The organism is Paraburkholderia sp. D1E (assembly GCF_052682275.1).
Map to the genome: position 1 here is coordinate 7233636 of NZ_JBQYMB010000001.1, position 20459 is coordinate 7254094.

19 protein-coding genes are annotated in these 20459 nt (G+C 62.8%); 9 read left to right on the forward strand and 10 right to left on the reverse strand.

What is annotated here, in order from left to right; translation table 11 throughout:
- Position 1 precedes the first annotated feature (1 nt).
- The 4 genes from ACUN0E_RS32505 to ACUN0E_RS32520 all read left to right on the forward strand — a co-directional run bounded on the left by ACUN0E_RS32505 (position 2) and on the right by ACUN0E_RS32520 (position 3491).
- On the forward strand, positions 2 to 1093 hold the full coding sequence (locus ACUN0E_RS32505; RefSeq protein ID WP_445569150.1) for an acyl-CoA dehydrogenase family protein: 1092 nt from the start codon (positions 2 to 4) through the stop codon (positions 1091 to 1093).
- Positions 1090 to 1893, forward strand: coding sequence for a crotonase/enoyl-CoA hydratase family protein (locus tag ACUN0E_RS32510; RefSeq protein ID WP_445569151.1), 804 nt, complete (start codon positions 1090 to 1092; stop codon positions 1891 to 1893). Before ACUN0E_RS32505 ends, ACUN0E_RS32510 begins: the two co-directional genes overlap by 4 nt.
- Positions 1894 to 1968: 75 nt before the next feature.
- The gene (locus ACUN0E_RS32515) at positions 1969 to 3093 is read left to right on the forward strand and encodes an acyl-CoA dehydrogenase family protein (RefSeq protein WP_408195708.1); all 1125 of its coding nucleotides are present in this window, start codon (positions 1969 to 1971) and stop codon (positions 3091 to 3093) included.
- A 74-nt stretch (positions 3094 to 3167) separates the two neighbouring features.
- A complete protein-coding gene (locus ACUN0E_RS32520; RefSeq protein WP_408195707.1) occupies positions 3168 to 3491 on the forward strand; it encodes a 2Fe-2S iron-sulfur cluster-binding protein in 324 nt (107 codons plus the stop codon).
- 71 nt (positions 3492 to 3562) lie between these two features.
- Here ACUN0E_RS32520 and ACUN0E_RS32525 read toward each other — a convergent pair whose 3' ends face one another.
- Positions 3563 to 4840 (reverse strand): cytochrome P450, encoded by a 1278-nt coding sequence (locus ACUN0E_RS32525; RefSeq protein WP_445569152.1) that lies wholly within the window; start codon positions 4838 to 4840, stop codon positions 3563 to 3565.
- Positions 4841 to 5034: 194 nt separating this feature from the next.
- Between ACUN0E_RS32525 and ACUN0E_RS32530 the strand changes: the two genes are divergently transcribed.
- Positions 5035 to 6681 carry a phytoene desaturase family protein gene (locus tag ACUN0E_RS32530; RefSeq protein WP_445569153.1) on the forward strand — a complete coding sequence of 549 codons (1647 nt, stop codon included), beginning with the start codon at positions 5035 to 5037 and terminating at the stop codon, positions 6679 to 6681.
- Here ACUN0E_RS32530 and ACUN0E_RS32535 read toward each other — a convergent pair.
- The 5 genes from ACUN0E_RS32535 to ACUN0E_RS32555 all read right to left on the reverse strand — a co-directional run bounded on the left by ACUN0E_RS32535 (position 6637) and on the right by ACUN0E_RS32555 (position 12342).
- Positions 6637 to 7392 (reverse strand): TetR/AcrR family transcriptional regulator, encoded by a 756-nt coding sequence (locus ACUN0E_RS32535; protein WP_445569154.1) that lies wholly within the window; start codon positions 7390 to 7392, stop codon positions 6637 to 6639. The two genes, ACUN0E_RS32530 and ACUN0E_RS32535, sit on opposite strands and share 45 nt — an antisense overlap.
- Positions 7393 to 7548: 156 nt before the next feature.
- The gene (locus ACUN0E_RS32540; RefSeq protein ID WP_408195703.1) at positions 7549 to 8283 is read right to left on the reverse strand and encodes an SDR family oxidoreductase; all 735 of its coding nucleotides are present in this window, start codon (positions 8281 to 8283) and stop codon (positions 7549 to 7551) included.
- Positions 8284 to 8335: 52 nt separating this feature from the next.
- Entirely contained in the window at positions 8336 to 9790 is a 1455-nt protein-coding gene (locus ACUN0E_RS32545; protein WP_445569155.1) for an acyl-CoA reductase, read from the reverse strand.
- Between the two features lie 7 nt (positions 9791 to 9797).
- Complete coding sequence (locus ACUN0E_RS32550) at positions 9798 to 11216, reverse strand: hypothetical protein (protein ID WP_445569156.1); 1419 nt, start codon at positions 11214 to 11216, stop codon at positions 9798 to 9800.
- 124 nt (positions 11217 to 11340) lie between these two features.
- Positions 11341 to 12342 carry a helix-turn-helix transcriptional regulator gene (locus ACUN0E_RS32555; RefSeq protein WP_445569157.1) on the reverse strand — a complete coding sequence of 334 codons (1002 nt, stop codon included), beginning with the start codon at positions 12340 to 12342 and terminating at the stop codon, positions 11341 to 11343.
- 245 nt (positions 12343 to 12587) lie between these two features.
- Between ACUN0E_RS32555 and ACUN0E_RS32560 the strand changes: the two genes are divergently transcribed.
- The 4 genes from ACUN0E_RS32560 to ACUN0E_RS32575 all read left to right on the forward strand — a co-directional run bounded on the left by ACUN0E_RS32560 (position 12588) and on the right by ACUN0E_RS32575 (position 16133).
- The gene (locus ACUN0E_RS32560; RefSeq protein WP_408195699.1) at positions 12588 to 13874 is read left to right on the forward strand and encodes a cytochrome P450; all 1287 of its coding nucleotides are present in this window, start codon (positions 12588 to 12590) and stop codon (positions 13872 to 13874) included.
- Between the two features lie 81 nt (positions 13875 to 13955).
- On the forward strand, positions 13956 to 14987 hold the full coding sequence (locus ACUN0E_RS32565) for a hypothetical protein (RefSeq protein ID WP_445569158.1): 1032 nt from the start codon (positions 13956 to 13958) through the stop codon (positions 14985 to 14987).
- A 145-nt stretch (positions 14988 to 15132) separates the two neighbouring features.
- Entirely contained in the window at positions 15133 to 15489 is a 357-nt protein-coding gene (locus ACUN0E_RS32570; protein ID WP_408195697.1) for a nuclear transport factor 2 family protein, read from the forward strand.
- A gap of 98 nt (positions 15490 to 15587) precedes the next feature.
- The gene (locus tag ACUN0E_RS32575) at positions 15588 to 16133 is read left to right on the forward strand and encodes a glutathione peroxidase (RefSeq protein ID WP_408195696.1); all 546 of its coding nucleotides are present in this window, start codon (positions 15588 to 15590) and stop codon (positions 16131 to 16133) included.
- A gap of 124 nt (positions 16134 to 16257) precedes the next feature.
- Here the strand turns inward: ACUN0E_RS32575 and ACUN0E_RS32580 are convergent, their stop codons facing one another.
- From ACUN0E_RS32580 to ACUN0E_RS32595, 4 genes are read right to left on the reverse strand one after another with little or no spacing between them, the layout of a single operon-like run.
- The gene (locus tag ACUN0E_RS32580; RefSeq protein ID WP_445569159.1) at positions 16258 to 17433 is read right to left on the reverse strand and encodes a thiolase family protein; all 1176 of its coding nucleotides are present in this window, start codon (positions 17431 to 17433) and stop codon (positions 16258 to 16260) included.
- The gene (locus ACUN0E_RS32585; protein ID WP_408195694.1) at positions 17430 to 18332 is read right to left on the reverse strand and encodes a 3-hydroxyacyl-CoA dehydrogenase; all 903 of its coding nucleotides are present in this window, start codon (positions 18330 to 18332) and stop codon (positions 17430 to 17432) included. Before ACUN0E_RS32585 ends, ACUN0E_RS32580 begins: the two co-directional genes overlap by 4 nt.
- Before the next feature lie 14 nt (positions 18333 to 18346).
- Entirely contained in the window at positions 18347 to 19204 is an 858-nt protein-coding gene (locus tag ACUN0E_RS32590) for a fumarylacetoacetate hydrolase family protein (protein ID WP_408195693.1), read from the reverse strand.
- Positions 19201 to 20283, reverse strand: coding sequence for an amidohydrolase family protein (locus ACUN0E_RS32595; RefSeq protein ID WP_408195692.1), 1083 nt, complete (start codon positions 20281 to 20283; stop codon positions 19201 to 19203). Before ACUN0E_RS32595 ends, ACUN0E_RS32590 begins: the two co-directional genes overlap by 4 nt.
- Positions 20284 to 20459: the final 176 nt, after the last annotated feature.

The window sequence follows — 20459 nt, forward strand, 5'->3', positions numbered from 1 at the left end:
CATGAGAGAAATTTTCGAATCCACCATCGAGCGCCTGCTCGGCGACATCGTCACTCCCGAGGTGCTGCGCGGCAGTGAAGCAGGCGCGTGGCCCGCGTCTCTGTGGAGCGCCATTGAAGAATCTGGTTTTGCCGTGGCGGCCGCTTCAGAAGCGCAAAGTGGCGCCGGCGCGAGCTGGGCCGACCTGTTCGTCGTCGTGCGGGCAGCGGGCCGCCATAACCTGCCCTTGCCGCTCGCCGAAACGCTGCTGGCCAATGCGCTGCTCGGCGAATGCGGACTCGAAGCAATCAATGCGCCGCTAGGCATCGCGGGTGGCGGCTCGGTGACGCTGCAACAGGGACGCGCGAGTGGCACATTGCTGGACGTGCCCTGGGGCCGTCACGTTGGCCACGTGGTTGCGATCACCGCGGGCAAGGAGCCGACCCTGGTGCTGCTCGACACGGCCGATGCACAGGCGACGTTGCGCCTGAACACGGCGGGCGAACCGCGCGACGATCTGCATTTCGAACGCGCCGCCTGCGTGAGCTGCGTGCCCTTAGCCGCCGATCTGCAAGCCGATGCGCTGCAGCTGGGCGCGGCGATGCTGCGCAGCGCGCAGATCGCGGGCGCCTTGCAAGCGGTGCTCGACCTGACGATTCTCTATGCCACCGAACGGGTGCAGTTCGGCAAGCCGATCGGTGCATTCCAGGCGCTGCAGCAGCAGATCGCCGTGCTCTCCGAACATGCCGCGGCGGCAGCGGTAGCCGCCGAGTGCGCGTTCAGCGCATCGCTCGACGGCGCCGGCGGCTTCGCCGCGCTGCCGATCGCCGCAGCGAAAGTGTGCAGCGCCGAGGCGGCGAGCTTCGCGACGGCAGCGGCGCATACGGTGCACGGCGCGATCGGCTTCACCCATGAACATGCGCTGCATCACTCGACCCGGCGGCTGTGGTCATGGCGCAGCGAATTCGGCAACGCGACCCTATGGGCGCAACGGCTGGGCGCCGCCGTGTGCGCGGCCGGGTCGTCCGGATTGTGGCCGGCGCTGACCGCGGGGCGCCTCGCGCCGCTCGAACGGCCCGCAGCGGCGGTGCAGTTGCAGGGAGTCGCGGCATGAGCGACACCTTTCTCAACGTCGAACGCGACGGCGCAGTGCTGACCGCGTGGCTGAACCGTCCTGAGACGCGCAACGCACTGTCTGAACCCGCGCAAATGGATGAGCTGGTCGATCTCTGCCAGCAGGTGCGCCGCGATCGCACGATCAAAGCACTCGTGTTGACCGGCGCCGGCAGCGCGTTTTGCGCGGGCGGCAACGTGAAAGACATGCGCGAGCGCGGCGGCATCTTCGCCGGTTCGCCGCACGAAGTGCGCGACAGCTACCGCAATACGATCCAGCGCATCCCGCTCGCACTGTACGAGCTCGACGTGCCGGTGATCGCCGCCATCAATGGTCCGGCGATCGGCGCGGGGCTCGATCTCGCCTGCATGTGCGACATTCGCATCGCGTCGGACAAGGCGCTGTTCGCGGAGAGCTTCGTGAAAGTCGGCATCGTCCCGGGCGATGGCGGTGCATGGCTGCTGCCGCGCGTGATCGGCATGCAGCGCGCAAGCGTGATGTCGTTCACCGGCGACACGATCGATGCGGCCAAAGCACTCGAATGGGGACTGGTGGCTGAGGTCGTCGCCGCTGACGACCTGCTCGCACACTCCCAGGCGATGGCACGACGCATCGCCGCCAACCCGTCGCACGCGCTGCGCCTGACCAAACGGCTCTTGCGCGAGGGCCAGCATATGCGGCTCGATTCGTTGCTGGAGTTGTCCGCCGCCTATCAGGCGCTCGCGCATCACACCGAGGACCATCGGGAAGCGGTCAACGCGTTTCTCGACAAACGGCCACCGCGCTACCTGGACAGATGAACGCGTGTATAAGTCACGCGTATTAGACCCAGCCCACTCCACCCAAACGCAGAGCGACAATCGCAGGACATGACCATGCGGACCGTTTTCAGGGAAGACCACGAGTTATTTCGCGAGCAGGCCCGGCGCTTTATCGAAACTGAGATCGTGCCGAATCTGCACGCATGGGAACAGGCCGGCATCGTGCCGAAATCGCTGTGGCGCAAAGCCGGCGAAATCGGTCTGCTGTGCTCGACCGTGCCCGAGGAGTACGGCGGCAGCGGCGGCGACTTCGGTCATTCCGCGGTGATGATCGAGGAACTGGCGCGCGTCAACGCCACGGCCATCGGATTCACGACACACTCGGAAATCGTCGCGCCCTACCTCGTCGCCTATGGCAGCGAAGAACAGAAACAGCGCTGGCTGCCGCGCATGGCGAGCGGCGAACTGATCGGTGTGATCGCTATGAGCGAGCCCGGCATCGGCAGCGATCTGCGTTCGATGCGCACCGGCGCACGCCGGGAAGGCGATCAATACGTAATCAACGGGCAGAAGACGTTTATCACCAACGGTGGCAACGCCGGCCTGATCGTCACGGCGACCAAGCTCGATCCGCAATCGCGCGATCTCACGCTGATCTGCGTCGAAGAAGACACGGAAGGCTTTTCCAAAGGCAAATTGCTGGAGAAGATCGGCCTCAAAGGACAGGATACGTCCGAACTCTTTTTCGACAACGTGCGCGTGCCGGCCGGCAACCGGCTCGGCGAAGAAGACAAGGGCTTCAGCTATCTGACCCATCAGCTCGCATGGGAACGCACCATCATCGGGATTCGCGCGGCGGCCTCGATCGAGGCGTTGCTCGAGGAGACCATCCAGTACACCCGCGACCGGCGCGTGTTCGGCAAACCCGTGTTCGACTTTCAGAACACTCGCTTCAAGCTGGCCGAAGTCAAGGCGCAAGCCACCATGCTGCGCGCCTTCGTCGACGACTGCCTCAGCCGCGCGATGCGCGGCGAACTGACCGCCGAAGTCGGCGCAATGTGCAAGCTGGTCGGCTCCGAACTGCAAGGCAAGCTGCTCGACGAAATGCTGCAATTGCATGGCGGCTACGGCTATATGAGCGAGTACCGGATCGGCAAGGCATGGGTGGATGCACGGGTGGCGCGAATTTACGGCGGCACTTCGGAAATCATGAAGGAAATCATCAGCCGGTCGCTATAGGGCTGCCATTCACGTTGCACGCAGACCCGCGAATCGAAAACCGGCGCTTCAACCACGCTATACAGGAGACGACCATGCCCAAACTCTCATACATCACGCACGACGGCTCGCGCACCGACGTCGACACGGCCATTGGTGCGACGGTGATGCAAAGTGCGCTCGAACGCAACATCGCCGGGATTAGCGGCGACTGTGGCGGCGCGTGCCAATGCTGCACCTGCCACGTGTTTGTCGAAGAAGCATGGCGAGACAGATTGCCGCCCATCGACGATATGGAAGACGCGATGCTCGACAGCACGGCCGAGCCGCGCCGTGTCAATAGCCGGTTGTCATGCATGCTGACCATGACTCAGGAACTCGACGGTCTCGTCGTGCATCTTCCCGCCTCGCAGATCTGAGCGAAGATCGTTGTAGTAGTAAAAAGGCGACCTGCGGGTCGCCTTTTTCAATCCGTCGCCGGATTCGTTCCTCAATCCCAGATCACATGCAACGCATGCGGCCCGCGCAATTGGGCGCCGACAATCTGCGGCTTCGGCATATCCGGATCGAGCCGCAGGTTCGGCAGCAAGTCGAGAATGGTATTCACCGCCACCGCAAGTTCGACCTTGGCGATGAACTGCCCGATGCACATGTGCGGACCAAAGCCGAAGCCGAACGACGGCTTGAGCTTGCGATCGATATCGAAGCTCTCGCTGTTCTCGAACACCTCTTCATCGCGATTCGCCGACGACACGATACATTGCACCATCGCGCCCTTCGGAATGCTGAAGCCGCCGATCTCCGTGTCCTGCGCCGCCTGGCGCACCTTGAACGTCGCTACCGGTTCGAAACGCACGGCTTCGTCGATCGCTTTCGGCACGAGGCTGCGATCCGCGCGCACCCGCTCGAGAAGTTCGGGCCGCTCCAGCAACGCCACCATCAGCGAGCCGAACGTGCGCGTGGTGGTCTCACCCGCCGCCGGCAGCAAGGAGCGCACGAAAGTCGCCACTTCGTGGTCATCCAGAGAGCGTCCTTCGTACTCCGCGCGGATCAGCCGGCAAATCAGGTCGTCGCCTTGCGCGCCGTTCTTGCGCACTTCGGTCACTTCGAGCTTGACCGCGTCGTAGAGTGCCTGAGCGGCTTCCATCGCCGCTTTGCGCGCCTGGGCGGCTTTCTGGGCATCGACCTGCGGGCCCGCCAGAATCGCCAGCGCCCACGCAGCATATTGCTCGATCTGTTCAGGACGATTGTCGGGAAAACCGATCAGCGAATAGATCAAACGGATCGGGAAATGCAGGCCGAAGTTCATCAGATCGGCGCGGCGCTTCGGCACCATTGGCTCGATGTATTCGCTGCGCACGATCGGCGCCATCTTCGTCTCGCGCCAGCGGTTCACCACATCCGGCATGAAGACCGGCTGCAACAGCGAGCGAGCGCGGCGATGCGCTTCGCCGTCCATGCCGGTCAGGATCAGGCCGTCGAAGAACGCGCCGAGTCCTTCGGCGATAAAGCCGCTCGTGAAGTGGGTGGCATCGCGCAACACCGACATCACGTCCTTGTACTTGAACAGCGTAAACGTGGGCCGGTTCGCATCGAGACCGGCAATGTTCGGCACGCCCAGGCGCGCCATGAAGTCTTCCGCGATGACCGGCGAATTGCGGCGCATGTCACGGTAAATCGCGTGCAGATCGACGTCGCTGCCTTTGTAGTTGTCGGCGACGCCGGCGAAGGCGCTCTCGAGCGAAGTTGCTGCGGCGGGTGTGCTCATGCCTGTCTCCATCGTTGATATTCGGCGCGCGGACTTAGGGATCAGCCTGATAACCGTTTGACCCGGGGTCAGCGCATTATATTGAACAGATTTGTAGATTGTGATCCACTTAAGGAATGGAGGCAAGACAAAAGGCGCACACTGCGATCGACGCAAACGCCCATGCACCCTGACAACAAAAAGGACGGAGACACATGGCAACAGAAAAAACTTACGACGCGTTGATCGTCGGCGGCGGCCATAACGGGCTATCCGCGGCCTGCTATCTCGCCGAGGCGGGCAAGAAGGTGCTGGTGCTCGAAGCGCTCGACAAGGTGGGCGGCATGGCTTCGTCGGGCTATCTGCTGGAAGGTGCGCCACAGCACATGGTTCATCCGTGTGCGCTCGACATGATGTCGATGCGCGTGCATCCGCGCGTGCCCGCTGAATTGCAGCTCGAACGGCACGGCTTTCGTCAGATCGAACTGACGCCGGGTTACGTCTATTTGCATCCGGATGGCAGTTCGCTGGTGTTCTGGCGCGATCCGGAGAAGACCGCCGCCGAGATTCGCCGCTATAGCCCGAAAGACGCCGACGCGTTTCTCTCCTTCATCAAGGTCGTGTTCGCCTTCATCGACATGGCGGTTCCGATGATGCGCGTCGACCCGGCGGAAAAAAACCTCGGCGCGAAATTCGAGGCCTTCAAGGCGGCGCTGCGCAATCGCAAGCTGAAACCCGAACTGATGGCATTGCTCACCGGTTCAGCTTATCAGGCCGCACAGGAACATTTCGAGCACCCGGTGACGATCTCCGCGATGTGTTGCCTGACCGGCCTCGCCGGTCCCATCACGGCTGACGGCAGCGGCATCTATTACGCGCTGCTCGGCTTTTTGCACCGCTTCGGTGTGGGCCGTGTGGTCGGCGGCATGCAGACGCTGTCCAATGCGATGGCCGCGCGGCTGCGGGAACTGGGCGGCGAAGTGATGACCTCGGCAAGCGTCGCGGAGATCATCGCCGACGAATACGCGGCGCGTGGCGTCCGTCTCACCGACGGCCGCACATTCTATGCGCATGCGGTCATCGCGAGTTGTCACCCGAAGATCGCGCTGGAACTGGTTACGCCCGGCCGGGTCGAAAAACGCCTCCTGACGCGCATGGCGCATGCGCCGGCCAACGCGCACGGCGCGTCGCCACTGAAGGTCGACATGGCCCTGCGCGGCCAGATATCGCTCAAACGTTTCGAAGCTAAACGCGGCGACGGTCTCGATCTGCGCAAGACCTGCTTGCTGATCGGCACCACGGAAGCCGTGCTGGAAAACTTCCGTGCGTCGGCGCGTGGCGAAGTCCCCACCTTGCCCTATCTGACGATCACCGCGCCGAGCGCGGTCGACCCGTCACAGGCGCCTGCCGGACAGGACACGGTGTATCTTTATCCGCCCGCCATGCCGACCCAGCCACGCGAAGGCTGGGATGCGATTCGCGAACGCGTGACGCAGCAGGTGATCGACCAGGCAAGCGACTACGTGGACGGGTTGAAAGAGTTTGAGATTGCGCGCCGCATGGAGGCGGCGCCGGATTTCACGCAACGGCTGAACACCGTTAATGGTTGCGTGGTGCATATCGACACCAGCACGATGCGCTCGAACAAATTCCGGCCTGCGTACGGGCTGGGTGGCGCGACGTTGCCGGTACGCGGTTTGTACTTCGGGGGCGCTGGCATTCATCCGGGTGGCGGCGTGAACGGCATGCCGGGCCGCATCGCCGCGCAACGTGTGCAACGCTATCTCGGCAAAGCAGAGCGGCGTGGTACGGCCCAATCAGGCTTCGTGATGGCGATTCTTGCCGCGTGGGGCGTCTGCTAAAGCCGTCAAAGCCGGCCGCTTCAGCGGTGGCCGGTCGCTGGCAAGCAACGAGGACAGCACGAAGTCCACCGAGAATTCACGCCATGCCGCCGCGCCCGCCGCGGACGTCGTATCGAAACCGGCGACCGCGGACACCGTGTAGTGATTGGTGAAGCCGCCGGTAGTCAGCAGCGCGCACGCGGCGTAGAACATGCGCGCATCCACGCCGTCACGAAACTCGCCGCTCGCCGCCCCGCGCTGCAGGATACGCTCCATCTGCGCAACCAGCGCGGGCGCCAGATCGACGAAACGATTGCGTTCGACGGGATGCGTGTTGTGCTCGTGAAACCGCAGGCTCTCCTGCGCCAGGGAGCCGAGCGCCGGGTCGAGCCGGTATTGATCGATTGCGTGTTGCAGGAAAACCCGCAATGCCTCCACCGGCGGCAGGTGATCGAGTTCGAGCGCCAGCAGATCAGCGAGTATGTCTTGCGCGGACTCGTCGAGCACGCTGGCGAACAACTGTTCCTTGCTGCTGAAATAGTGATAGACGAGCTGCTTGGTCACGCCCGCTGCCCGCGCGATATCGTCCACACGTGCGCCCGCGAGGCCCTTCTCCGAAAACGCCAGGCGCGCCTCTTTCAATAGACGGCTGAGCGTGGCCCGCTTTCGTGAGGGCGAGGCAAGTGCCGCGGACGTGGACGGCGCGGCGGTATCGGTAAGCGTCGAAGGCATGGATAGGCAGCACGCGATGCAGGGAAAACGAAGCACCGCTGAAGCGGTTGAATACGCCCTTCCCGGCGCAGTCCGCAGCGGTGTTCGACTAATGCATTGTAGTGCTGATCGACGGTAAAAGGCGCCTCGTTCTCACACCGCCGGTCATTCTCCGCTTCAGAAACTTTGCGAGAGCGGCCGCACGACGATCTCATTGACCGCAACATGTTCCGGTTGCGCAATCGCGTAGACGATTGCGTCGGCGATCACGTCCGGCGACATGGCGCCCTCGAACAGTTTTTGCGCGCGCTCGCGGAAAGCCGGCACCGTAATGCTGTCGGTGAGTTCGCTCGCGACGAGACCTGGACAGATCGAGGTCACGCGCACCTTGCCCGCGCATTCCTGACGCAACCCCTCGCTGATCGCACGCACCGCGAATTTGGTCGCCGAATAGACAGCGCCACCCGGCCCCACCGTCAATCCCGCCACCGACGAAATATTGATCACATGTCCGGCGCCCTGTTCGAGCATGCCGCCGAGCACCGCGTGGATGCCATACAGCACGCCCTTGATGTTCACGTCGATCATGCGGTTCCAGTCGTCGACGCAGCCTTGCGCAATCATCGATACAGGCATGATGCCCGCATTGTTGACCAGCACGTCGACGCGGCCGAAGCGGTCGCGCGCCTTCTGCGCGAGTTGTTGCAGATCGGCTGATTGCGTGACGTCGGTAGCGGCCCACAGCACGTTGGCGTCGCCGCCGAGTTGCTCCGCCAGATGCTTCAGGCGATCCGCGCGCCGCGCGGCCAACACGAGTTTGGCGCCCTGCTGCGCCAGCCGTCTGGCGCTCGCTTCGCCGATGCCGCTGCTCGCCCCGGTAATCATGATGACTTTGCCGTCTATCGAATTCATAGGTTTCGCTCCTTCGTTTAAAGTTGATTGCGCAATCGCGGCGCGACCGCGCTTAGCCCGCCAGCGATTCCACCAGCCCTGGATCGGCCGTCTCTTCGGTGACCCATTTCACGGTGCGGCGAATCGGTTCGATCGCATCCTGGCGATCGAGGTTGTGCTGCAAGGTGGCGGCCGCGCCGAGCGAGACCAGCCGTTGCGCGCCCTGATACGCGAGCCGGTCGCGCAACCTGTGTTTGAGCGCTTCTGGAAAAATACCGATGGTCTGCGTATACGCGTTGACCGAACGCACGGCGGTGTCGATTTCATCGATCGGCACCAGATTGCCCACGCGGCAACCGAGGATGCGCGAGAAGCTGACCGGCGCGCCGTCGCGCGAGACGATCAACGCACCTTCATTGCTTCTGCCGCCGAAGACCGTGTAGTCGTCCCCCATCATGCGGATGCCGTCGAGTTCTTCTTTCAGCAGCGGATCAAAAGCCTTGTGGGGAGTGGAAAGATTCTCGGGCAAGGTTTGCAGTGCCGCAAACGTGAGTTCGGCAAGCTTGGCGCACCGCGCGAGGCCGGCTTCATCGGTGCCTGACTGCACGTAGATCACGCGCGCGCTTACACAAGCCTCCTGGTTCTGCGCACCGACGTCGAGCGCCAGACGCCTCGCCACGCTGGCCAGCGTCGTCTCGTCGGCGAAGGCTTCGCGGCCGATGATCGTGCCGCTCAGTTTCGGATCGAGCGTGATCAGATCGAGGCCAGGTTGCAGATAGCGCGTGATGTGCTTGACCGAATCGAAACCGCCCCATGCAATCAGCTTCTCGACCTTGCGGGGATCGTAGATATGCCGCTCCACCGCTTCATCGCCCCCTTTCCAGTACGCGACGCTCAGATGTTTCGTCAGCGGATGATCCGGCGCCATGTCGATCATCGTGCGGGCCAGCGCCATCGACGTCAGCGGATCGTTCGACGGCGCCTTGATGATCGCGTCCGAGCGTGTGAGCGCATTGCGAATCAGCGTCAGTACCGCGACCACCGGCGCATTACCCGCAATCACGTGAACGCAGCGCGCGCCGAATGCACGGGTGCGCGCCGTGACGCCCGGCAGACTGCCCGGCTGCTCGACCCAGCCTTCCAGATACTCGGCGCCGACTGAACGCGCGACGATGTTGTACAACTCCTCGCGTTGAAAGAGGCGCGGCGTGCGTGTGTAGTGAAAGCGCAGAATGCTTTCCGACAGCCCGGACGTGGCGCACGACAGTTCGAAGGCCTGCTGCAAATGACGGTTGTCAGCAAAATTGAGGTGCTGGCCGAGTTCGACCAGATAGTCGACGATCTGCTCGAGACTCAGCGTGTACAGGTCGGCCATTTGCGACGGCGCGCGCAGGGTCAGTTCGTCGACATGGCGGCTCACGTCCGGCGCGGTAAAAGAAACGCCGCCGCGACGGCCGCCAAATGTCAGCGCATCGCCTTCGATGAGCTTGCCGCGAATGATCAGCGGCACGTTGTAGGAAGTGGTCATGATTGGCTTACTCGGAGAGTTCGGTCAGAAAGTTGAGCGCTTCGTCGTGCGCGGCCGGGGCGCCTGCGCAAATCACTTTGTCGTCGCCGCCTTCTTTCTCGCTGTAGCGGCGGATCGCTGCGAGCAGATAGGGGCCACTGCGACCGCAACGGCAGGGTTTCTCGTAACCGTGCAGCGTGATTTCGTCGCCGGTCACGAGGCCCGCCCAGTAGGTGCCCGGCAACAGATCGAGCGAGGCGAAGCGACCCGTTAAACCGTCTTTGCGTGGCAGCGGTTTGCCGGTCGCCGGATCGAGCAGGAACGCGATGGTGGTGGGCGGTACGTGGTAATGGCCTTCCTCGCAGCGCATGCAGAAACCCATCTGTTCGCTGCAGCCGTAGAACTCGTAGAAGTTGTCGAAGCCAAGGAACTCGACGAGTTGCTCGCGCCAGTTGTCGGGCATGTTCTTGCCTTTCTTGCCGCCGCCCGTGTGCAACACGCTGCCGTTGCCAAACACCTGGCGGGCGCCCCGCGCCAGACCTTCGGCGGCAGTCTCGTACAGGATCGTCCAGACCGCGCCCATGTAGACGTCACGGCCGGCGAAGCGGGCGATCGCCTCGGCAAAGAACTTGCGCAGTTGCTCGGGACGTTCGCGCTCTACCCGCACGAGTTCATCGCGTTTGGCCAGCAAGGCATCGGAAATGTGTAGCGAGCCGAGTTCACCTTGCGCCTCGGCTGCGGCGAGACGGCCCGATAGCGAGGCGACATCCGCGGAAAAACGCGCGTCGGGGTACATGAACAATGCGTTGTGCTCGCCGCCCGCGTACATCTCGACCTGATAGCCGCTGCCGCGCGCGGCGGCGCTCGCGCCCTTGCGATAGGTCGGCGCAATCAATGGACGCGGATTCGCAATCAGATCCGGGCCACTACCCGGACCGCGCCAGTCACGAATGCGGCTCGCCGACAGCGTAATGTTCTGGCGCCACTCGCGGTCGGTGCGCGGCAGAAACGACAGTTTGCCCGTGGTGCCCGACGTATGGAACACGCGCAAATTAGTTTGGGCGTCGAGCAGATCGATCCAGTCGTCGATCAGCTTGACGCCGGATGCGTCCACTTGGCTCAGGTCTTCCGTGGTCAAACCGTTGAGCCAGCGCGTGAGCTTGTCGAACTGGCCGCGCTCGAGATACGACAGCGGATACGACTTGTACACCGTGTGCGCGAACAGCAAGGGGGCGACGTCGTCGATGCTGTTGATCGCGTCGATGCCCTGCTCCGCGGCGAGACGATCCAGCACCGGAATTTTTGCGCGCATTTCGCCGAACCGCCGGCGGGCGCCGCTCAGTTGTATGTCCTGGATCTGCTGCGGGGTGAGACGGAAGGCGTCGTCATAGCACGCGGTGACGAGTGCGGCGGGATCGGCAAGGAGCTGCGTATACAGCGTGGACATGGTGTCTCCGTTCGGGCTGTCTGGACTATTCGGACCGCGCGCGGAATGATTCGCGGTGCGTGTCTGAATGCTATGAAAACGAGCCGCCGAATAGAATCGCTAGTTGCCGCGCTGCGCGGTCAAACTATCGTCGAACGGACATGTCGTGCTCAGGCGCCGTTCGCAAGCCCAGCAGATCGAGTCGATAGGCCCGCGGCGTACGGCCGGTGACCTTGCGAAACGCCGCGCCGAATGCCGCGGCGCTGGTGAAACCGCATTCGTATGCAACCGTTTTGATCAGCACGTCGGCATCGGCCAGCCGTCCTTTGGCCTGGCGGATACGCGCATCGGCGATAAACGCGCTCAACGTCGCGCCGGTGCTGTTCCTGAAAGTGCGCGACAGGTGCCGCGCGCTGATACGGCATGCCTGCGCCAGTTCGATCACACCGGGCGACGGTCCGTACGCACCCTCGACGCGCTCGCGGATCAGGCGCAACTGCCAGGACGCGAGCTTGCTGCCCTCGCCCTGGTCCGCACGCGGATCGATGCCGCGAACATGCCGCGCGATATGCACGAGCATCGACATCAACAGACTTTCTGCGAGCGCCGCGCTGGCAAAGCCTGGACTAAGCGCTTCAGCGGCCAGTTGCAGCATCGCGTCGCGTACCTGGGTCACCCGCAAATCGCGGCACAGTTCGAGCCGGGCGGTATCCCATTGCCAGTCGCGCAGTTGATCGAAACGCGCGGGTTCGAACATGCAGCAGACCACGCGCCGTTGCATCGCATCACAACGCACATGGAAGGTCTGACCGGGCGGCACCAGCACACACTCGCCCAGCCGGCCAAATGCCGTTTCGCCAGCGCCTGCACCGAAGGTGCCGCCAGGGATGCCGCGAAATGCGCCGCACGCGCCGCGTTCGCGCGAATCGAGTGCCAGGTCCAGATAGCCCATCGCCGGATGGAATACCGCATCGAGCGGGCCGTCGAGCGTAAACGTGCGCACATTGACCTCGATCGATGGCGTGGTCAGATGCGCGTCTACCGACAAATGGGCCGGCGCCATGCGCTCGCGACGCACCAGCTTGCCGCCGCTGGCCACGCTGTAGAGATCTGAGACGTTCGGGTCCACCGTTTGAGCGTACGACATCACAGCCTATATATGAACATTTTTGTACAATATGTCTATATAAGCCGTTCGACACGGCGCGCCTATAGCGACGAACCCGTAGCGCGTCCCGTTTGACGGCGCGTCAAACGAACCCGGCGGACAGCGCGGGCATTGCTCGCTAAGCTGCACAGCAAGACGGACAGCGCGTCCGCTGACGTTACCAGGCCCGATTGCCCATCGCCACGTTGAGCAGCCGGGCCGAAAGAAGACCCATGAGGAGACACATGAACGCACCCACGCAGGAAGGCCTCACGCTCGATCTGGAGGCGGCCTATCACGCTGTCTCCGACACCTTCCGGGGCCCCGACCTCGATTTGCAGGCGCTTTGCCGCGAAATGCGCCATACGCAGCCTGTAATGCAAGGCGATTTCGTCGCCACACGGCTCGGCGTGCCGACCAATGCGGGCGCCAAAGCGGCGCAATGCGCGGTGACGCTCTTCAAGTATCAGGACGTAATGGCCGTGATGCGGGATGCCACGACCTTCACCAGCGGCTTCATCGCCGAAGGTCTCGGCGCGTTCTTCGACGGCCTGATCGTGCTGGCGATGGACGGCGACGCCCATCGCCGCGCGCGAGGCCTGCTGCAGCCTGTATTCATGCCGGAGACGGTGAACCGCTGGCGGCCCGAACTCGACCGTGTGATCCGTCAGGATTTTCTCGAGCCGCTGCTGCCGAAGAAGCAGGCCGAACTGATGGACTTCGGCCTGTACTTCCCGATTCGCGAGATGTACGCGCTGATGGGCTTCCCGACCGACGACACCGCGCGCTTCAATCAATACGCAACGTGGGCGCTTTCGATGGTGGCCGGCAATCAGATCGACCCTGAGAAGATCAGGATCTATGGGCCACTCGCCGGAGCGGCCGTCAAACATCTCTACGACGCGGTGAAAGAAGTGGTGGTGCAGCGCCGCGCGGAAGGCGCCCACGGCGACGACCTGATCAGCCGCCTCATGCGCGCGGAGTACGAAGGCCACATGCTCGACGATCACGAAGTGACCACCTTCGTGCGCTCCCTGCTGCCCGCGGCCGGCGAGACCACCACACGCACCTTCAGCTCGGTCATGGCGCTGCTGCTCGAGCGTCCCGAACTGGTCGAGCGCGTGCGCAACGATCGCGCGCTGATCCCGCGTCTGATCGACGAAGCCGTGCGTTTCGAACCGGTCGCCACCTTCAAGGTGCGGCAGGCGGCGCGCGACGTCGAGATTGGCGGCGTGCAGGTGCCCAAGGGCGCGCTGGTGCAGTGCATGGTGATCTCCGCGAACCGCGACGAAGATGCGTTCGACAACCCCGATACCTTCGATATCGACCGCAAACCCAAGCCTTCTTTCGGCTTCGGTTTCGGCACGCATATGTGCATCGGCCAGTTTGTCGCCAAGGTCGAATTGCAGTGCGCGGTGAACGCGATTCTCGATCTGTTCCCGAACGTGCGGCTGGATCCCGGCAAGCCCGCGCCGAAAATCGCCGGCGCTCAGTTGCGTGGCGCGAAGTCCGTGCCGGTCATCTGGGACTGATACTCGGACTGACAGCGCGTTGTCTATCGGCGCACTTGCACCTCGCGCATCCTTACAGCATGAATTCCCTCGAAAAAGACCATGAAGCACTTCGACACTCTTCCAGAGCGCGGCAATTTCACCTTCCAGACGCTTGTCGCGCCACACAAAGTAAGCGGCCGCGCCATGCACGATCTGCGCGGCTTTTACGGGCTGCAACTGACCAAGGGCATGCCGTTCGGTTGCGTGCGCGACGAAGACGGTGAAATCTATGCATTCGTGCGTGCCGTCAACGAACCCGGCAGCACGCCGAATCCGACCAAATTTGTTTACCTGTCGACGCAGGTGGATGGCCAGCATCTACGCATCGACAAATCGCGTATCGAGCCGCGCGCGATGACGCTGTTCCCCAGGCGCTGGCTCGACGGCGATACGGCCTGCTGGTCGAGCCTCGAAGGAGAGACAGGCGCCGCGTGGCGATTGACGGCATCCGGCGAACGCCTGAGCTGGCGGGAAGACGGTTTGTTCGATCTGAGCGGCCCATTGCTCGGTCAGGGCATGCAGTGGTATCTGCCGGGCCCGGAATGGGGCACGTTCTATGTCTCGCAGATCTACGATATCGCCGGCACCTGCGACGGCCGCAAGGTCAAAGGCTTGATGTGTTTCGACCAGGCGTATATGGCCGAAGGCGGCGCGATCCACTTCAAGAAGGACCTTGTCGTCAACAACAAGATGCATGTGATCTGGTGGTCGTTCGCCACCGTCTACAAGGACGGCACGTGGGACGCAGGCTCCTTCATGGTCGGTCACGAGAATCTCGGCTATGCGATTTTCCAGAACCACAAGGGCGAAATCCGCACCACCACCAATATCGAGGGCAGCGTCACGCACAAGGACGGCAGCTACTTCGTCGAAAGCGCGCGTATCGTGCTCGACGGGCATGAAGAGTGGGAGTATCTGCCCTGCCCGAAAGGCGAGATGATCGACTTTGTCGGCGGCTTTCCGATTACAGCACAGCAGGAAGGCCGCTGGCGCCGCGTCGGCGATACGCGCGAGCCGGATCGCTGGCTTGGATGGGGCGAATCCGATCGACGCAACGGCACAGCGCGCAATGTGCGCGGTGCGGATCTTTGACGTGTCTCCGATGCGTCTTTGAAGCGTCTTTGAAGCGTCTTTGAAGCGTCTTTGAAGCGTCTTTGAAGCGTCTTTGAAGCGTCTTTGAAGCGTCTTTGAAGCGTCTTTGAAGCGCGAAGCAGTATTCCTTTCAAACGAAGCGATCATGTCCACTACCGAATCCGCCGAAACTATCGCAGCCTTTCTCCACGACCAGACCGAACACTGGAACGCCGGCGACAAGGCCGCATTCTTCGATGCTTATCGACGCGTTGCGTCCGCAGGACTCACGATCGAATACATCGGCCGCCCACCACAAGACGGTTGGTCGGTACTCGAGCATATGTGGGAGAACCAGCGGACGAATATCCGCGCCGAACCGGTAGCGAAGATCATCAACGGCAATGAAGCTGCCTGCTACGTGCGTAATGTGGTGGTCGGCACCGGGCGTGTGATCGAAACGGTCGAGCTCTTTCGCTTCGCGGCCGGCCACCTATTCGTGCGCTACTTCATCAAGCAGTAGTCCGGCGTTCGCCTGAGAGCACGCCGCACGCGATCGAACAGAATCACGTACAGTGCAGATTAGAATTTTTTCACCTGTCTGCAACCAGAGGACTCGCAATGAGCACATCGATTTACGACATTCCTGTTAATACTATCGACGGCGCACCCGGCAACCTCGCGCAGTATCGCGGCAAAGTGCTGCTGGTCGTCAATGTAGCGTCGAAATGCGGGCTAACGCCGCAGTACACGGGGCTGGAAAGCCTCTATCAGGACAAGCACGCAGCCGGTCTTGAAGTGCTGGGTTTTCCCGCTAACAACTTCAAGGGTCAGGAGCCGGGCTCGGACGATGAAATCAAATCGTTCTGTTCGACCAGCTACGACGTGCACTTCCCGCTGTTCTCGAAGATTTCGGTGAAGGGTGAAGACAAGCATCCGCTGTATACGGCACTGACAGGCGCGCAACCGTCCGCGATCGGCGACGGTCCGTTTCGTGAGCGCCTGAAAGGCTATGGCGTCGAATCGGGTGATCCGGTCGAAGTGCTATGGAATTTCGAAAAGTTTCTGCTGAACCGCAACGGCGACGTGGTCGCGCGTTTTGCCCCCGATGTGACGGCGAACGATCCGCGCCTCGTGGCGGCGATCGACGCGGAACTCGCGAAGTAAGTGCCAGGCTGACTGATTTCAGCAGCTGATTTCAGTCGCTGATTTCGGCCGCATGCAAAAACGGCGCGCTGTTTATCGCGCGCCGTTTGCTTTCCAGAACTTTCCCCGATATGCCGGCTCGCGTTCAGTCCAGCCGCTCGATAATCGTTGCCGTCCCGAGGCCACCCGCGCAGCAGATCGCCTGCAAGCCATAGCGCGCACCACGCCGTTCCAGTTCGTGCAGCATCGAGGTCATGATGCGTGCCCCGCTCGCGCCCAGCGGATGACCGAGCGCGATCGCCCCGCCGATCACGTTCAGCTTCGAATGCGGCACGCCGAGTTCTTTCATCCACACGAGCGGCACGGACGCAAACGCCTCGTTGACTTCGAACAGATCGATGTCGTCGATGCCGAGACCCGCCTTCGCCAGGACTTCACGCGTCGCGGCAATCGGACCGGTGAGCATCAGCGTCGGATCGGCGCCGACGGTGGCGACCGCCCGCACACGTGCCCGCGCCCGCACGCCGAGTGCCTTCGCTTTGGCGGCGGACATCAGCAGCAAGGCCGCCGCGCCGTCCGATATCTGCGATGAATTGCCGGCTGTCAGCCGCCCCTGGCTACGAAAACTCGTCTTCAGCGTCGCAAGTTTTTCGGCGTGGGTGCCGGGACGGATCGTTTCATCGGCAGAGAAAAGCGCTGCTTCGCCTTCCTGCGATTTCTCGCGCAGACGCTGCACCGGCACTGGGACGATCTCGCGCGCAAACCAGCCTTCCGCGGCTGCGGCCGCCGCACGCCGATGACTCTCCACCGCGAACGCGTCGAGCTGTTCGCGCCCGAGTTGCCACTCGTCGCACAGACGTTCGGCTGCTTCGCCCTGGCTCGTCAGCTCGTACCGTTCGCTCGCCATCCAGCCGAACGGATCACCATGCAGATCGCGATTGCTGCCCATCGGGACGCGGCTCATGTTTTCCGCGCCTCCGGCCACCACCACCTCGGCCGCGCCGAATGCAATCAGGCCCGCGGCAACGTGCACCGCTTCTTCTCCGGAGCCGCATTTGCGGTCGATCGTGAGGCCCGGAATGCTGTCCGGCCAACCCGCGCCGAGCAGAGAAGTCCGTGCGATATTGGCCGACTGCTCGCCGATCTGCGTGACGCAACCGAAGATCACGTCGTTGACGACGTCCGGTGCGAGCCCGGCGCGTTTGACCAGTTCATCGATTACGTGCGCGCCAAGATGATCGGCGCGCACGCCGGCAAGCGAGCCGCGAAACTTGCCGATCGGCGTGCGCGCCGCACCGACGATCACGACATCGCTGCTCATAGTGAACTCCCCTTCAGCCCCGAGCCGGACACCCGCTGACCGTCTTCGTAGCGATACACACCGTGACCCGTCTTACGCCCCAGGCGCCCCGCAGCCACCATCTTGATGATCAACGGACACGGTCGGAACTTGTCGCCGAGCGTCTGATGCAGATACCTCAGCACCGACAGGCGCGTATCCCAGCCGGTGAGGTCACCAAGCTCAAGCGGCCCCATCGGATGATTGAAGCCGAGACGCAGCGCGGTATCGATATCCTCCGCGCTGGCCGCGCCCTCCTGCAACATCCACATCGCCTCGTTGCCGGCGAGCGCCGACATGCGGCTCGTCGTCAAACCCGGCGATTCGTTGACGATGATCGACGTCTTGCCGATCGCATCCGAATACTCGCGCGTGAGCGCGACGGTTTCGTCGCTGGTGGCAAGGCCGCGCACGAGTTCGACCAGCTTCATCTTGTGCACGGGGTTGAAGAAATGCATGCCGATCACGCGTTCCGGATGCGCCACCGCCGTGGCGATCTCGGTCACGCTGAGCGCCGAAGTGTTGGTCGCGTACAGCGCGCCGTCGGCCATCACGTCTGCCGCGTGCGCGACCACCGCCTGCTTGACTGCCAGTTTCTCCGACACGGTTTCGATCAGCAGATGCGCACCGTCCGCGGCGGAAGCGAGGTCGGTTTTGATGGCGAGCCGCGCCTTGGCGGCATCGGCCGCGCTGACCTGAAATTTACCGAGGCGCACGCCGTCGTCGAGAATCTTGCCGATGCCTTTGTGGGCGCGTTCCAACGCATTTTCGTCCATGTCGACGAGTGTCGTGCTGAACCCCGAACTCGCGAACGCATGCGCGATGCCCGTGCCCATCAGACCCGCGCCGACCACGACCACCTTGTTGTTTTTCAAAGTCATACCGCTGTCTCCCTTCATGCTGATTCGTTTGCCGATACGACGTTGCGCAATGTGCCGATGCCTTCGATCGAGGCTTCCACCACGTCACCGGGATTCAGAAAGCGGCCCGTACCCTGACCGGTGCCCTCTGGCGAGCCGGTGAACAGCACATCCCCCGCTTCGAAGCTCGAGCGCTCGTCAACGAAGCGCACCAGCGCCGCCACGTCCCACGTCATCTCTCCCGACGATGCATCCTGCCGCGTATCGCCGTTCACTTTCAGCGTCATGCGCAACGCTGGACTGCCGGTCGCGAATTCGTCGCGCGTGACGATCCAGGGGCCGAGGCCCGTCGAACGATCCTGGCTCTTCGCCGCGAACAGATCCATCCCGACACCCGGCGGCCCACTGCGTTGCAGATCGCGCGCGCTGACGTCGTTGCCTACCGTGTAACCCAGCACGCTAGTGAGCGGATCCTCGCGGTCCACCCGTTGCGCGCCGATCACGGCGACCAGTTCGACTTCGTGGTCGAGCTCTCTGGTCAGCGGCGGATAGCGAATCGGATCGTGCGCGCCGATCAGCGCACCGTATGCCTTCAGGAACGCCACCGGCTGACTATGGCTCTTCATGCCGAAGTCGGCATTCAGATGCTTCGCATAATTGGCGCCGGCGACGACCACACGATTGCCGCGTTCAACCGGCGGCAGCAGGCGCAACTCGCCCAGCTTGCGCGGCGCCCCTGCCAGCTTGAGTGCGGCGGCGCCGTCCTCCGGTCTCGCGGTGAGTGCCGGCGCCCATTCGGCGAATGAACCTGCGATCGGGGTCGCTTCGCCACGCTCCATATCCACTACGGCCCAGAACGGCGCGCCACCGTCCGTGCAGCGCGCGAGCTTCATGCGCTCACCGCCTGCTTCGGCGCCGGCATGCCGATCTTCGCCGGGTCGAGATGCAGCAGCTTGCAGGCGTTCTGCCAGCGGATCTTTTGCAGGTCGTCATCCGACAAACGCAGACCGTCGGTCAGATCGTGACGCACCGCATCGCTGCCGCCGAAGTTGCTGCCGTACAGAATGCGGTCCGCGCCGATGATGTCGATCAGCGCCTGGCGCATCGGCACTTCATGCAATTCGACGTCGAAATAGAAGTTCTTCAGATACTCGAGCACCGGCTTCTTGTTGTGCGCGAAGTCGAGATTGGTATTGCACTGCGCGAGACGGCCAAGTTGGTACGGCACGTAGCCACCGCCGTGCGTGATGTACACCTTGAGATCCGGGAAGCGGTCGAATACGCCGCCGCAGATCAGATTCCAGAAACAGCGCGTTTCGTCGTACTGCATGCCGACAATCGCCGTGGTCTCGTAACGGTCCTCGTTGGCCTTCTTGCCCCACGTGACCGACTGGTTGTAACCGTGGATGAACATCGGCAGGTCGAGGTCGCACAGCGCCTGCCAGACCGGATCGAGTTCCGGCGAATCGAACTCGAGGCCGCCGAAATTGGCACCACCCGCCACAAGCCCTTTTGCACCGAGTTCACCGCACGCGCGGCGGATTTCCTTCGCGGCCTCTTCGGGCACGTTCAGCGGCGCATGCGCCCAGAACATCAGACGATCGGGTGCGGCGGAACAATATTCGGCGAGTGTGTCGTTGACCGTCTTTGCGTAGCGCACCGAGAAGTCCGCTTCCGCCCAGTACATGTAGCAATGCGACGGCACCGACACCACCTGGGCATTCTGGCCGGCGGCGTCCATACCGGCCAGACGTACGTTCGGATTGGCCCAGCGCGCGAAGTACTCGTCGAGCTTCAGCCCTTTGCCGGACCGTACGGCAGCTTTGCGCTCGGGTGAACCCAACGTCAGGATCCAGTCGCCCACCCGCAACTTGACGTCGCCGTCCTCGTGCTGTTCGAAGAACGGGCCCCAGTGGGGGTGTTGGTTGTAGTAGCCCGGATGCGGAGCGTGGGCATGAAGGTCGATGAGCATGATGTCTCCTGGCGCTCGACGGCGCAGATGTGGGATTGACCTGTCTGCGGTTCACCGACACCCGGACGCACGAAAGCCGGATGCGCGAAGCAGATCAGACTGTTCGACATCATGCCAATGTTAGTCACTTAATGCAATTGTGTTCAAATTAGCGTTTACGTGGGCTCCTCACACTT

Coding starts and splice junctions, on each gene's coding strand:
- ACUN0E_RS32505 (WP_445569150.1), top strand. CDS start 2: ATGAGAGAAATTTTCGAATCCACCATCGAGCGCCTGCTCGGCGACATC.
- ACUN0E_RS32510 (WP_445569151.1), top strand. CDS start 1,090: ATGAGCGACACCTTTCTCAACGTCGAACGCGACGGCGCAGTGCTGACC.
- ACUN0E_RS32515 (WP_408195708.1), top strand. CDS start 1,969: ATGCGGACCGTTTTCAGGGAAGACCACGAGTTATTTCGCGAGCAGGCC.
- ACUN0E_RS32520 (WP_408195707.1), top strand. CDS start 3,168: ATGCCCAAACTCTCATACATCACGCACGACGGCTCGCGCACCGACGTC.
- ACUN0E_RS32525 (WP_445569152.1), bottom strand. CDS start 4,840: ATGAGCACACCCGCCGCAGCAACTTCGCTCGAGAGCGCCTTCGCCGGC.
- ACUN0E_RS32530 (WP_445569153.1), top strand. CDS start 5,035: ATGGCAACAGAAAAAACTTACGACGCGTTGATCGTCGGCGGCGGCCAT.
- ACUN0E_RS32535 (WP_445569154.1), bottom strand. CDS start 7,392: ATGCCTTCGACGCTTACCGATACCGCCGCGCCGTCCACGTCCGCGGCA.
- ACUN0E_RS32540 (WP_408195703.1), bottom strand. CDS start 8,283: ATGAATTCGATAGACGGCAAAGTCATCATGATTACCGGGGCGAGCAGC.
- ACUN0E_RS32545 (WP_445569155.1), bottom strand. CDS start 9,790: ATGACCACTTCCTACAACGTGCCGCTGATCATTCGCGGCAAGCTCATC.
- ACUN0E_RS32550 (WP_445569156.1), bottom strand. CDS start 11,216: ATGTCCACGCTGTATACGCAGCTCCTTGCCGATCCCGCCGCACTCGTC.
- ACUN0E_RS32555 (WP_445569157.1), bottom strand. CDS start 12,342: ATGTCGTACGCTCAAACGGTGGACCCGAACGTCTCAGATCTCTACAGC.
- ACUN0E_RS32560 (WP_408195699.1), top strand. CDS start 12,588: ATGAACGCACCCACGCAGGAAGGCCTCACGCTCGATCTGGAGGCGGCC.
- ACUN0E_RS32565 (WP_445569158.1), top strand. CDS start 13,956: ATGAAGCACTTCGACACTCTTCCAGAGCGCGGCAATTTCACCTTCCAG.
- ACUN0E_RS32570 (WP_408195697.1), top strand. CDS start 15,133: ATGTCCACTACCGAATCCGCCGAAACTATCGCAGCCTTTCTCCACGAC.
- ACUN0E_RS32575 (WP_408195696.1), top strand. CDS start 15,588: ATGAGCACATCGATTTACGACATTCCTGTTAATACTATCGACGGCGCA.
- ACUN0E_RS32580 (WP_445569159.1), bottom strand. CDS start 17,433: ATGAGCAGCGATGTCGTGATCGTCGGTGCGGCGCGCACGCCGATCGGC.
- ACUN0E_RS32585 (WP_408195694.1), bottom strand. CDS start 18,332: ATGACTTTGAAAAACAACAAGGTGGTCGTGGTCGGCGCGGGTCTGATG.
- ACUN0E_RS32590 (WP_408195693.1), bottom strand. CDS start 19,204: ATGAAGCTCGCGCGCTGCACGGACGGTGGCGCGCCGTTCTGGGCCGTA.
- ACUN0E_RS32595 (WP_408195692.1), bottom strand. CDS start 20,283: ATGCTCATCGACCTTCATGCCCACGCTCCGCATCCGGGCTACTACAAC.